This window comes from Candidatus Accumulibacter cognatus, from assembly GCF_000584975.1.
GTDB lineage: Bacteria > Pseudomonadota > Gammaproteobacteria > Burkholderiales > Rhodocyclaceae > Accumulibacter > Accumulibacter cognatus.
In genome coordinates, this window is the sequence record NZ_JDST02000025.1 from 8,216 (window position 1) to 20,889 (window position 12,674).

Sequence of the window (12,674 nt, forward strand, 5' to 3'; positions counted from 1 at the left end):
GGCGACCTGCGACGTTCTGATTGCAGCGATCTGGCTGCTGCCAAGGACGATGGCGATCTGGCTACTGGTGAGCGCGGCCACCTGGACAGTCTTGAGTGCCGCGACATCACGGGTTTCCAGGACCGTCAGCTGGTTGGTGGTGAGGCCGTTGATGAGCTGATTGGTGGTGAGCGCGGCGACCTGCGACGAGGTCAGCGCGACGATCTGGCTGGTGCCGAGATTGGCGATCTGAGTGGTGGTCAGGGCGGCGACCTGGCTGGTCTTGAGTGCCGCGACATCGGTGGTTTCCATGGCCGCCAGCTGCGCGGTGGTGAGGCCATTGACGAGCTGATCGGTGGTGAATGCGGCGACCTGCGCCGGGGTAAGCGCCACGATCTGGGTGGTGCTAAGGCCGGCGGCGATCTGGTTGGTGGAGAGTTCCCGGATCTCGCTGGTCGTCAGTGCGGCGATTTGTCCGGCATCGAGAGTACTGATCTGCGTGGTCGTAAGGGACGTAATGATTGACATCTATTCATCCTCGGAGACTTCTTTTGCCCTGAAAGAAGTCTCGAAAGTAAATTAAATTATTGCGCAAGGGCGTTTTTTGGGATGCCGGTCGAGCACATCGAAACGCGTCAGACGATTAGATCATCGGCTTGCGTCAGGAAAACTTTAGCCAACTTTTAGCCAACTATTTCACAGATTCAGTCTTTTTTGCCTGCGCCCGAACATTGGCCGTGCAGGGTTTCCCACGCCGGCCAGCAGCAGGAGGCCGAGCCTGCCTGGTCATGATTGGCCTGCTTTCGGTTTCGCATCATGGGTTGCTGCGGCGTCTGCCGCTGCTCATTGAGCGGGCTGGATACTCGCTGGTGGCGCGGTAATTCCCAATGACGCGAGGTCCAGGCCGGCCTGTTCGAACTGGCTGCGCAGGGCTGCGACCTCGCTGCGCAATCGTGTGCGGGTTCCGGCGTCGGGGGCGACCACGGCCAGCGTGATCTGCTTGCCCTGGATGTGCAGCCGGGCATCGACCTCGCCGAGCTGGGGAAGTGTTAGACGCAGCCGTGTCTGCCACTTTTCGCTGTTCTCGCCGGAATCAGCAGCGCCGTCACCCCTGCGTTCACGGTGGTTAATTTCGTTGGCAATCTCCCAGCGGATTTGCTGACCGGGCCAGATTTGTCCCTGCCATGAAAAATTCTGGGTCGCAAAGGCTTCGAGTTGCTGCTGGACGATCGCCTGCGCCTGTGGGGCGACGGGCTGGGAAGGCAGTACTGATGAGGGAGGCTGAAGAGTTTGGGATGGTTGGGTTTGGGAAGATTGGGCCGACTGGCTGCTAGTAGGGTTCAGATCCACTGGCCTGGCCTGTGCCTGGGTGGTTTCCACGGCACTGCCTGACATGGCCGGTGGTTCGGCAGCCTGGGGGAACTCCTGCAGGGTCACGACTGGGGTAGCCGGAAGCCGGGGCGCCGTGACTGGCGGTTCGGCCAACACTGGAGCCGGTCTTCCCTCTGGCACTTGCAGCAGTGATGCTGACTGGTGGGTGGCGGGACTTGGGTCTACTGGCCTGGTCTGTGCTTGCGTGGCCTCCACGGCGGGGTCTGTCATGCCGTGGGGTTCTCCTGCCAGGGACGATGCCTGTGCAGCCGTGATCTGGGGAGCCGCCTCTAGTGGTGTGGCCACCAGGGAAGCCGATTTCCCCTGCACTTCCTGCAATCCGGGTGCCGGCGCGCTGATGGAGAGGTTCAGGTTCAGGTCCACCGGCCTGACCTGTTCTGATGTGATCCCGACGGATGCGTCTGGCATGGTGAGAGGCTCGGCAACCGGGGATGATGCCTGCGTGGTCGCAACTTGGGAAGCTGTGAGCTGTTTCGCTGCGACCAGGGGAGCCAGCTTCCCTTGTGGCTCCTGCAGCAATTGCGCCTTGCTGTAGCGGCCCCCAAGCCATTCCGCCTGATGCGATTCGTAAAACATGCCGCTCTTGCTGATCGCCTCCTTGAGTAGCGGCAGCAGCTCCTGGGCGTTAGCCGGCGGGCTGGCGGCGATCGGCTGATTGCCGTTGAGCGGCAGCGCCACGGGGCCGGCGTTGCGTGTGCCGCCAAGCAGATCGCCGATCAATTGCCCGGTGCGGCTCAGACTGGTGGTGGCAGCTTCGATACCACCCCGACCGCCGTCGGCTCCTGCTTTTGCCAGCACCGCCAGAGTCAGCTTGCCGTTGCTCTCGGCGACCTCCAGCTCGATCGCGTCGCCGCTCCTGGCGGCAAAGGGCAAGGCAAGGGTGACGCTGCGCTGGTTAATCAGCGCACGGTACGAGCCGTTAGGCAGCAGCGACTGGATTTCAGCCAACAAGCGCTGTCCGACGACGAGGCCGGACAGTTTGTCGGTAATCTCCTGTCCCGGTGGTGTCGGCCGCGGCGCGAGATCGGCAGTCGGCTGCAGGCGGTTGGCGATGTCGGGGCGGATCATGGCTTACCGTGAAAATCGCATCAGCGACTCACGAATCTCCTCTCCCACTCGTGGGGGAGGGGTCGGGAGAGAGGGAAACGGTCATGACTTTCATGATCGGGGGGCGTGGAAAGTTCATGACCGTTAGACGGCAATTCCCTCAAACCTCTCGCAGGACGACGCGCAGTTCGTTCAGGCGGGCTTCGACCAGCGGGCGGATGCGCGCATCGCAGCGCTGGCAATTCTCGATCAGCGTGCGCGCACGCACGGCCGCCGCAGGTGCGAGCTGGCTTGTCAGGTTGTTTGGCAGGCTGTCGGTCAGGGCTCGGCGGTCAGCCTCGTACCTGGCCAGCAAGTCCCAGTCACTGTTCTCGGCGGCACTGAGCATCGCTTCGGCAAGCGCCAGCAGGTGCTCGAGCGCGCTCAGGGAGGAACTCATGCAACGGCTCTTTGTCGCGCTTGGGGTGAGATTTCTCGCCAGGCGCCATGAATCTCTTCGAGCAGGGCCGCGACTTCTTCGAGCGCGCGCAAATCGTTGTCGAGGTTGGCGCGCAGCAGTCGCAGCACCATGTAGTCGTAAAGGGCATAGAGGCGCTCGGCGAGTTCGCCACCCTGTTCGAGGTCGAGGCTGACCTTGAGGCCGTTGCCGATGATGTCGATGGCCTTGGAAATGGCTTCCCCCTTGGCGGCGATCTGTTGTTGCTGCATGGCAGCGCGGGCCTTGCCGATAGCGGTCTGGGCGCCGGCGAAGAGCAGCAGAATCAGCCGGTACGGGTCGGCCACCTCGATGGCTGCATCGATACCTACTTTCTGATAGGCTGAAATCGCGTTGCGTGCATTGCCGAACATTGCGGACTCCTGGTGAACGATTAACTATTACTGTACTTGGGCAGATTGGCGAGTTGCTGCGTCAGGAAAGTGCTGGTCGTGGTCATTCCTGCGATGAGCGTGTCGAGAGAGGTGAATTGCTTGCGATAGCGCGCTTCGATATCGATCAGCCGATTCGATATCACGGTCGATTGCTTGCCGAGGTTGACGATCGAGGAATTGAGTCCGTCGCTGCGGGCGGCAATCAGGCCACCGCTACCGACCAGTCCATCAGCAGCGCTCTTGACCGCGCTGCCGTAGGCGGCGACCAGGTTGGCGACGCCGTTGAAATCCTTGCCGATGGCCGTGCTCAGTTTGGCGGCATCGACGGTCAGCGTGCCGTCCTTCTGCAGGCTGACGCCGATGTCCGACAGACGTTGCAGGCTGGCACCGGTGAGCGCGGAGGGAATCTCGCCAAGTGCGGTGCGGAAGGAATTCTGTGCTGTCCGCAGCGTGCTGTCACCGTTGAGCGTACCAGCTTTCTTGCTGGTGGCATCGTAACTGCCGAGATTCCTGGCGGTACTCTGGAAATCGTTGATCGCCTTGACCAGCGCATTGACGCCGGTGGTCAGGCTGGTATTGTCCTTGCTGATCGTCAGCGTGGTGCTGAGCGAGGTCGCGGGCGCTTCCGGGCCTTTCAACAGATTCAGGGTGATGCCGTCGATCGCCGTCGTCACGGTGTTGGTGGCGGACGACACCGCAACGCCATTCAGCGTGAAGGTGGCGCCGAGTGCGGCGTGCGTCTGGGTAAAGGTATCTGCCGGCTCGACCGGATCCGAGCGGGTGTTGGCTGGGGCGGCGCTCCCCGACAATTCGATGAACTGGTTACTGCCGCTGGCGTTGCTGGTCAACACGAGCTGCTTACCTGATGTGCCGTCTATGACCTCTGCCGTCACGCCTGCGCTCGCGCTGTTGATGGCGTCGCGCATCATTTCCGGGGTGGAGTCGGCGGCGATCGTGACATCGGTGGTCTTGTTGATATTGGAACCGTCGCTGTCACCGAGTTTGATGGTCAGCGTGCCGCTAACCGGCAGGGTGCCGCCGACCCCGGAAAATACGCCGATGTCCGTGCTGACGCTGTGGTGCCTGGCCTCTGGAGCGACGTAGGACAGGCCAGTACTTCCAGAAATCTTGATGACCTGGTTGCTGCCGGCGGTGTCGCTGGTCAACAGGAGTTGCTTGCCATCGGTCCCATTGATCACCAGCGCCGCAACGCCAGCGTTGGCGGCGTTGATCGCGTCGCGGATGGCCTCAGGCGTGGAGTCATCCGCGATGGTGATGTCGGTCGTCTTGCTCACCGTGACGCCGTCCGCCGTGCCGAGTGCAAGGGTCAGCGTACCGCCGTCCGAGAGGGTTCCGTTGGTTCCCGAGAAAGGCGAACTGGCTCCGCCCGGCGTGGTGATGCTGTGCTGAGTGGCGAGTTGGGTCACTGCCAGACTATAGGTGCCGGCTACCGCGCTCGATGTCGTGGTGGCCGAAGCGATCGTCGCGTCGGCCACCGACGTTCTTAAAGCCGAGAATTTCTGGGCCGCCGTTGTGCCACTGACGGGCACCAGATTCCCTGCCGCGGTTTGCATGGCCGAAATCGTTCCCTGCAGCGATCCGAGCGCCGAGATCTTGGCCTGAAGCCCAGCCTGCTTCTGTGCCAGAACGGTCAGCGGTCGTTTTTCCACCGCCATCAACTGGCTGACGATGCTGTTTACATCGAGGTTCGAGCCGAGGCCCGGTGACGAAACCGCCATGGTATTCTCCTGCGGCTGTGAGCTGCGAACTACGAGCGATGCAACTGGTCAGGCCGACTGTTTGACAAATAGTCCCTTGATGCTGTCGAGAGCCTTGGCAATGGCCAGCATTTCCTGCGAGGGCACCTGGCGGATCACTTCCTTGGTGGCACTGTCGATGATCTTGACCACCAATTGCCCGGAATCTCCGTCCAAGCTGAATTCCAGATTGTCATTGATCGGTTTGACAAAATCGCGGACGCTCTGGGTGGCTGCTTCAAGCTGCGTCCGGTCGGGGGGCTGTGCTGGCAGCAGGGTCAGCGAGGGGTCAATGGTTCTGTTTTCGCCCGCTGATTTGACGTCACGTGCCGCAGGGCTGACAACGACCAGATTGCTCTGGGGGGGGAGTGAAGCGGCAGTGGATGGAATGTTCATCTCGGACTCCTTAGGGAACAGACGCCAGGGTGCGACCGCCTGATCACGACCGCACCCCTGATCTTAGCGCTATTTGACGGCGTTTGCTTAGCCGCGCAGCAGCGAGAGCACACCCTGCGGTAGTGAGTTGGCCTGTGCCAGCATCGCCGTACCGGCCTGCTGCATGATCTGCCCGCGGCTCAGGTTGGCGGTCTCGGCAGCGAAGTCGGCGTCGAGAATGCGGCTGCGCGAGGCCGTCAGGTTTTCCGAGGTGGTCGCTAGATTGCTGACGACACTGGCGAAGCGGTTCTGCAGTGCACCGAGGTTGGCCCGACTCGAGTTGATGTTGGCCAGCGCCGAGTCGATCGTCGCAATGGCGTTCTGAGCGCCGGTGGCGGTGGTCAGATCAACGCTGGCGATGCCGGCACCAAAGGTGGCCGTGGCAGCCGTATAGGCTGAACTCAGTCCGGAGCGTGCAATGTCGGAACCACTCAGGGTGATGCCGGCACTGTTCGTCGAGCTTAAAGTGATGTTGCCTCGCGTAATGACGGCATTGGAAGATGCCGCGTTGGCGGTCTCATCAGCACCTGCGCCGAGTTGATCTGCGCTGAAGCCGGTGGCGGTTTCCGTAGCAGTTGCGTGCGCCAGGTTGCCACTGATAGTGATGGCTTGTCCCTCGCCAGCCGACAAGGTCAGGGTGCCGCTGTTATTGGTGGCCGTAACTCCGGTCTTGCTGGTCAGTGCATTGATCGCGGCGGCCAGATTGTTCCCTGGCGTCGCGGCAGCATCGGCGGCGACTGCGCCAATATCGTAGCCATTGATCGTCAGATCTCCGGCAGCCAGGGCGGCCCCGGTACTGGCGCCGGCGGCGACGATGTCGCCACCGGCGCCGATGGTCAAACCGGTGTTCGCGATATCAGCCCCTGTACCAGCACCGATCAGGCTGATGTTGCGGCCATCGGCAGCGGTCAGCGAGACCGCGCCCGTCGAGGTACTGAAAGTGGCGGTGACGCCGCTTTGGTTGGAAACGGCATTGAATGCCGCGGCGACGTTCGCGCCCTGGGTGACGGCGTCTGCTCCTGCCGCGATAGCACCCAGCTTGACGTTATTGACGTATATGAAGTCGGTGGCATCGCCAGCGATGGCAGCCTGTGCCGTATTCGCGATACCGGCCAGCGTAGTGGCACTCGCCTTGGCCGTGACCCCCGTCTGACCCGACACGGCATTGAAGGCGGCTGCTTTGGAGATGGCGCTATCGTTGCTTCCGGCTGCGGAAAGTCCGTCCCGCACGCTCGGTCCGATGCCAAAGCCATTGACGGTGATGCCGCCAGCGGCAATGGCCCCGGTGGCGACTGCGCCGGCGGTGGTCGAACTGAACGAGGAAGTCGTGCCGACGCCCAGCGCATCGGCTTTTGCGCTGGCGAGCGAATTGATCGTCAGCGCTTCGCCGCTGTTCGCGCCGATCTGGAAGGACTGCGCGTTGAAGGTACCGTCGAGAAGCTTGACGCCGTTGAATGCGGTCTGACTGGCGACGGTATTGATCTGCTGCACCAACGTGTCGACTTCCTGTTGCAAGGCGGCGCGGTCGGTGGCGGTGTTGGTGGCGTTGGAGGCCTGCACCGAAAGCTCGCGCATCCGCTGCAGCGAGTCGGTGATGCTTTGCAGGCCACCTTCAGCGGTCTGCGCCAGTGAAATGCCGTCGTTGGCGTTGCGCGAAGCCTGGTTGAGGCCGGTGACCTGTGAACTCATGCGCGTCGAAATGGCGAGGCCGGCGGCGTCGTCCTTGGCGCTGTTGATGCGCAGGCCGGAGGACAAGCGCTGCAGCGAAGTGGAGAGCGAGGCTTGCGACATGTTGAGGCTGCGTTGCGAGTTCAGCGACGCGACGTTGGTGTTGATGATTTGGGGCATTTTCTTTCTCCTGGCTTGGTCGAATAACTTCGGGTTCCCGGTGATCTGCCTCTCAGGTGTCTGCCGGCCCGTCCTGTGTGGCGATTGTTTCGCTGACAATTTTTCTTACGACGTGCCGCTGGAAAACTTTAGCGGACAATATGCAAATTTCCGAGCATCGACTCCAGGCCGTATTCGAACAATTGTTGCAGGGGGGCGCCCAGATACGACAGGCTGACCATCAGGGCAGCGAATCCGAGCGCGATGGTCAGTGGGAAGCCGATGGCCATCAGGTTGAGTTGCGGCGCGGCGCGGCTCAGCGTCGTCAGGGCCAGGTTGCTGATCATCAAGGCGACGATGATCGGCAGCGCCAGCAGTAGCCCCGAAGAAAAGATGATCGCGCCTGCGTTCGCCAGTTTCACCCAGAAGTCCGCTGCGAAACCCTGAGTCCCGATGGGAAGTACCGTAAAACTATGCGCCAGGGTGGCAACCACCATCAGGTGGCCGTTGATGGCCAGGAACACCAGCAAGGCAAGCAGTACCATGAATTCCGAAATGACTGCAGTCTGGCCAGCAGTCTGCGGGTCATATGAGGTGGCAAAGCCAAGACCCATTTGCAGGCTGATCAGGTGGCCTGCCATGTCCACGGCAGTGAACACCAGGCGGATGGCAAAACCCATGGCGAATCCGACGAGCAGTTGTTGGGCCAGGATCAGCAGGCCGGTTCCCGATGCCGGGTCCAGCGGCGGCGCGCCGGGCAGTACGGGCACGATGGCCATGCTGATCGCCAGGCCGAGCAGCAATCGGACCCGCGTGCTCAGTGCAGGATGGTCGAATGGCGGAGCCGCGGCGAAGACGGCCAGGATGCGCGCCAGCGGGAAGAAAAAGGCCACCACCCAGGCGTTGATCTCGGCTGTGCTCAGGCTGATCATCCGGCGTTCAGCCGATCAGGAGCGGGATGCTCTCGAACAGTCGCCGCACGTAATCGACCATCAGTTCGAGCATCCACGGGCCGGCCAGAAGCAGAACCAGGTACATCCCCACCAGCTTGGGAATGAAGGAGAGAGTCTGCTCATTGATCTGGGTTGCCGCCTGAAAGATGCTGATGATCAGGCCGATTACCAGCGCAGCCAGCAGCAACGGTGCGGACATCAGCAAGGTCATCTCGACCGCCTGGCGTCCGATATCCATGACCAGTTCGGGAGTCATGTGGCAAAACTCGCGACCAGCGATCCGAGCAGGAGATGCCAGCCATCGACGAGCACGAACAGCATCAGTTTCAAGGGCAGCGCCACCAGTACCGGCGACATCATCATCATGCCCATCGACATCAGCACGCTGGCAACCACCATGTCGACGACCAGGAAGGGGATGAAGATGATGAAGCCGATCTGAAAGGCCGTCTTCAGTTCGCTGGTGATGAACGCAGGGATCAGCAGGCGCATCGGAATGTCGTCGGCCGACGCAAAGTTCGCGGTCTTGGTCATGCGCGCGAAAAGAGCGATGTCAGCCTCACGGGTCTGTTTGAGCATGAACTTGCGCAGCGGCACCGCACCTCGCTCAATGGCTTCGAGGTAGCTGATCCGGTTCTCCGACAACGGGAGGTAGGCATCGGTGTAGACGGTGTCGAGAACCGGGGACATGATGAAAAAGGTCAGGAACAGCGAGAGACCGATCAGTACCTGGTTCGGTGGCGAACTCTGGGTGCCCAGCGCCTGCCGTAACAGCGAGAGGACGATGATGATGCGCGTGAAGCTGGTCATCATCAACAGCGCAGCCGGCAGAAAACTGAGCGCCGTCAGTGTCAGCAGGGTCTGGATCGACAAGGTGTAGGTCTGGCTGCCACCGGTACCCGGCGTACTGGTCAGCATCGGCAGTTCGACTGCCTGAGCCCAGGCAAACGTTGGCGCGGCGAGTGCGAGCAGAAGAAGCACCCAGGGGGTGTGTTTAACCGCCTTCATTCTTGCGCTCGGTGATCTGTTTGAGCCACTGCGCAAAATGCCGCTCGCCATCGCCGGCTGGTTTGAGGTCGCCTTTCGGCAGCGTGTGCAGGGTCCGGATCTGGCCGGGCACGAGGCCGACGACGATCCAGGTGTCGCCGATTTCAACGAGCACGATACGTTCGCGGGTGCCAATCACCAGACCACCGACGACGCGCAAGGGGCCACTGCTGCCGAATCCGCGGCCACCATTGAGCTTGCGCAACAAAAACGCGGCAAGAAACAGGATGCCGATGACCAGGATCAGAGCCAGAACGGTCTGCAGCAGCATGCTGGTTGAAACGCTTGGCGGTTCGGCGGTCTGCGCGAAGGCGCTGCCCGCATACAGGGTGAACAGCAATAGACCCACCCTGCGGGTGCCGTGACGGCCAATGGGTTTGCAGTGTCGAATCAAGAGGGTCGGCCAGATTTGGTGACAGGTCACTATGTTAAAACAAGTGGAGAGAAGGTCAAAACGTCGTGATCGGTTAGAAAGACGCTCGACAGAGACGCTCAGTGCCCGATTTTGCGCGCCCGTTCCGAAGGAGTCACGATATCGGTCAGACGAATGCCAAATTTGTCGTTGACCACCACCACTTCGCCCTGCGCGATCAACGTGCCATTGACGAAGACATTCAGTGGTTCACCTGCCATGGCGTCCAGTTCGACGACCGAACCGTGTGCAAGTTGCAGGAGGTTCTTGATGGTGATTTTGGTGCGCCCGAGTTCGACCGAGATCTGGACAGGGATGTCCAGGATCATGTCGAGTTCGTTCATCATCGAAGTCTTGTGGTCCGAGTCATCAAAACTCGGGAAGATGTTGGCGGGTTGTGCCCTGGCGGCTGGTGCTGCTTCAGCCATGGCCTGTTCAGCCATCGCTGCAGCCCAGTCATCTTCAGCGTCGTCGGTCGTCGGAGACTCGAAATCGTCTGTTTCTTTAGCCATTGCCTTCTCTCACGGAAGCCTCCGCGATCTCGGAGGCGATGAAACGCTCGATCTTGAGCGCGTACTGCCCACCTTGCTGTCCGTAGCGGCATTCCAGCAGGGGAACTTCGTCGACCAGCGCGGCAATTTTCTCGGGGACTTCGAGAGGAATGACGTCGCCGATTTTCAACCTGAGAATCTCGCGCAGGGTCACGGTCTGCGTGGCCAGTTGAGCCGTGATTTCGACTTCAGCATGCTTCAATTGATTGCGCAACATGATGATCCAGCGTCGATCGGTTGACAGCTGATCGCTCTGCATGGAACTGTACAGCAGATCGCGAATCGGTTCGATCATCGAGTAAGGAAAACAGATGTGCATGTCCGCGCTTGAGCCGCCGAATTCCAGCGAGAAAGTCGTTGCGATGACAATCTCGGACGGTGTGGCAATATTCGCGAACTGCGAGTTCATTTCGGAGCGGATGTACTCGAATGTGAGATCGTAGACCGGCTTCCATGATCGGCCATACTCGCTGAATACCACTGTCAGCAGTCCATGAATGATGCGTTGTTCGGTGGCGGTGAAATCCCGGCCCTCGACGCGCGTGTGAAAGCGGCCATCGCCGCCGAACATGTTGTCTACCACCAGAAAGACCAGACTCGGATCGAAGACAAACAGGGCCGTACCACGCAATGGTTTGGCAGCGACCAGATTCAGGTTGGTCGGTACCACCAGGTTACGGGTGAACTCGCTGTATTTCTGCACACGTATCGAGCCAACCGAGATCTCGGCGCTGCGGTGCATGTAGTTGAAAAGGCCGATGCGGAGGTAACGGGCAAAACGCTCATTGACCAGCTCGAGCGTCGGCATGCGTCCCCGAACGATTCGTTCCTGCGTTCCGAGATTGTATAGACGGGGACCCTCGCCAGCCTCTTCAAGCTCTTCGGGTTCGTCGGCTTCGCCGCTGACGCCTTTGAGCAGGGCGTCGACCTCATCCTGGGAGAGGAAATCGGCGCTCATTGCGGTTTATTGGATGATGAACGAGGTGAATAACACATCTCTGATGGGTCCATCGCGGTTCTTCCCTTTGCCGGCCGGGTCGAGAACACCGTTCATTTTCTCCATGATCTCCTTCGCCAGCTTCTCCTTGCCTTCGGTACTGATCAAATCCGAAGCTTTCTTGCTCGACAGCAGCAAGGTCAGGTCATTGCGCAGCTTTGGCATGTAGGCCTTGAGCTGGTCACCGGTCTGCGGATCGTCGACCTCGACCGACAGGACCAGTTGCAGAAACTGATCACCACGTTCGGGGACGAGATTGACGGTAAAGGCATCGAGTGCGATATAGACGGGCGGTGCATTCCTGTCAACTTTCTTTTTCTTGACCGGTTTGACTTTTTCCACGGCGACTTCGCCGTCATCGTCGCCCTGCTCCGGGGAATGCCTCAACATCAGAAAGGCGGCAACTCCGCCGATGCCGAGAACCAGCACCAGGATCGCGATGATGATGAACAGTTTCTTGTTGTTTTTTGCTGGTGGGGCGTCCACGCCCTCGGTTGCGGGCTTTGCATCCTTGGCCATGCGGCAGTTCTCTCCCTGGGTGTGCAGCCTGGTCCATGCCGTTACGCGAGCTTTGTCCCGGCTGGACGGCTATTGCTACGCGAAAATATCGATCAGCCCGCGGCCACGCTGCGCGACGAAGGACTTGCCTGATAGCAGGCCGTTGGCGGAATCGCTGTCAAGTATAGCGTTATCAGCCTGTGGTCGGGGTCGGTGCGACGATTCCCGCTGCCCGTCTGGCTGCTGACGAAACGATTCGCTGCCGATACTGACCTGTCCGAGTTCGATTCCCGTACCGGCGAACATCTCGCGCAGGCGTGGCACCGCAGTTTCGATCGCGCCCCGCACGTCGGCGTGGGGCGAGACAAAGTGCGCGGTGGCCGCGTCCTTGTCCAGATTCAGGGTGATCTCTATCGACCCGAGTTGTGGTGGATGCAGGGTCAGTTGGGCGAGCTGCTTTTCATTGCTGGCAAACCACAACAGTTTCTGACCGAGGTCGCCGGCCCAGGACGGGTCCCGCAGCGGTGTCCGAAGGTGGTCAGTGGTGCCGTCGGTGACTGTTGCACCACTCACGGCATTGCCGGGGACGGCTGCCAGCGTGCTCAGGCTGCTGGCCGGATCGCGCAGCTCGGTCGTGTTCGACCCAGGCTCAGGGAAGGGTATTGTGGAGAGCGTGTTCGGCTGGCTGGCCGGATCGCGCAGTTCGAATGTCTTCGTTCCGGACTGTGTGGGGGAAGCCATCGCTGCGAGCGTACCTGGATTGCTGGCCGGATCGCGCAGTGCAAAGGTGTTTGACCCGGACTGCGTGGGAGAGGGCATCGCCGCGAGCGTACCCGGGTTGCTGGCCGGATCGCGCAGTTCGAAGGTGTTCGTCCCGGCTTGCGCGGGGGAGGGCATCGCCGCGAGCGT

General features: G+C 60.9%; 14 protein-coding genes and 1 pseudogene. All 15 read right to left on the bottom strand.

What is annotated here, in order from left to right:
- A pseudogene (locus AW06_RS19970) lies at window positions 1–507 on the bottom strand (heme utilization protein); the annotation flags it as partial.
- 315 nt (window positions 508–822) lie between these two features.
- Complete coding sequence (locus AW06_RS05555) at window positions 823–2,439, bottom strand: flagellar hook-length control protein FliK (protein WP_034946901.1); 1,617 nt, start codon at window positions 2,437–2,439, stop codon at window positions 823–825.
- A 139-nt stretch (window positions 2,440–2,578) separates the two neighbouring features.
- A complete protein-coding gene (locus AW06_RS05560) occupies window positions 2,579–2,857 on the bottom strand; it encodes a flagellar protein FliT (protein WP_034946904.1) in 279 nt (92 codons plus the stop codon).
- The gene (gene fliS / locus AW06_RS05565; RefSeq protein ID WP_034946906.1) at window positions 2,854–3,267 is read right to left on the bottom strand and encodes a flagellar export chaperone FliS; all 414 of its coding nucleotides are present in this window, start codon (window positions 3,265–3,267) and stop codon (window positions 2,854–2,856) included. Before fliS ends, AW06_RS05560 begins: the two co-directional genes overlap by 4 nt.
- A 20-nt stretch (window positions 3,268–3,287) precedes the next feature.
- Window positions 3,288–5,027 carry a flagellar filament capping protein FliD gene (gene fliD, locus AW06_RS19975; protein WP_138678557.1) on the bottom strand — a complete coding sequence of 580 codons (1,740 nt, stop codon included), beginning with the start codon at window positions 5,025–5,027 and terminating at the stop codon, window positions 3,288–3,290.
- A gap of 48 nt (window positions 5,028–5,075) precedes the next feature.
- Window positions 5,076–5,441, bottom strand: a complete 366-nt coding sequence (locus AW06_RS19980; RefSeq protein ID WP_138678558.1) for a flagellar protein FlaG — start codon at window positions 5,439–5,441, stop codon at window positions 5,076–5,078.
- Window positions 5,442–5,528: 87 nt separating this feature from the next.
- A complete protein-coding gene (locus tag AW06_RS05580; RefSeq protein ID WP_034946909.1) occupies window positions 5,529–7,328 on the bottom strand; it encodes a flagellin in 1,800 nt (599 codons plus the stop codon).
- A gap of 128 nt (window positions 7,329–7,456) precedes the next feature.
- A complete protein-coding gene (gene fliR, locus AW06_RS05585) occupies window positions 7,457–8,239 on the bottom strand; it encodes a flagellar biosynthetic protein FliR (RefSeq protein ID WP_034946914.1) in 783 nt (260 codons plus the stop codon).
- 7 nt (window positions 8,240–8,246) lie between these two features.
- Window positions 8,247–8,516 (bottom strand): flagellar biosynthesis protein FliQ, encoded by a 270-nt coding sequence (fliQ, locus tag AW06_RS05590; protein WP_034946917.1) that lies wholly within the window; start codon window positions 8,514–8,516, stop codon window positions 8,247–8,249.
- On the bottom strand, window positions 8,513–9,268 hold the full coding sequence (gene fliP / locus AW06_RS05595) for a flagellar type III secretion system pore protein FliP (protein WP_034946920.1): 756 nt from the start codon (window positions 9,266–9,268) through the stop codon (window positions 8,513–8,515). Before fliP ends, fliQ begins: the two co-directional genes overlap by 4 nt.
- A complete protein-coding gene (gene fliO, locus AW06_RS05600; protein ID WP_246148873.1) occupies window positions 9,255–9,656 on the bottom strand; it encodes a flagellar biosynthetic protein FliO in 402 nt (133 codons plus the stop codon). Before fliO ends, fliP begins: the two co-directional genes overlap by 14 nt.
- Window positions 9,657–9,799: 143 nt before the next feature.
- Window positions 9,800–10,231: a flagellar motor switch protein FliN gene (fliN, locus tag AW06_RS05605; protein ID WP_034946925.1), complete on the bottom strand. Its 432-nt coding sequence runs from the start codon at window positions 10,229–10,231 to the stop codon at window positions 9,800–9,802.
- Window positions 10,224–11,228, bottom strand: a complete 1,005-nt coding sequence (gene fliM / locus AW06_RS05610) for a flagellar motor switch protein FliM (protein ID WP_034946929.1) — start codon at window positions 11,226–11,228, stop codon at window positions 10,224–10,226. The genes fliN and fliM overlap by 8 nt, the downstream gene beginning before the upstream one ends.
- Window positions 11,229–11,234: 6 nt before the next feature.
- Window positions 11,235–11,786 (bottom strand): flagellar basal body-associated FliL family protein, encoded by a 552-nt coding sequence (locus tag AW06_RS05615; protein ID WP_034946932.1) that lies wholly within the window; start codon window positions 11,784–11,786, stop codon window positions 11,235–11,237.
- Between the two features lie 75 nt (window positions 11,787–11,861).
- The coding region (locus AW06_RS19985) for a flagellar hook-length control protein FliK (protein ID WP_273704414.1) at window positions 11,862–12,674 on the bottom strand (813 nt) is incomplete at its 5' end.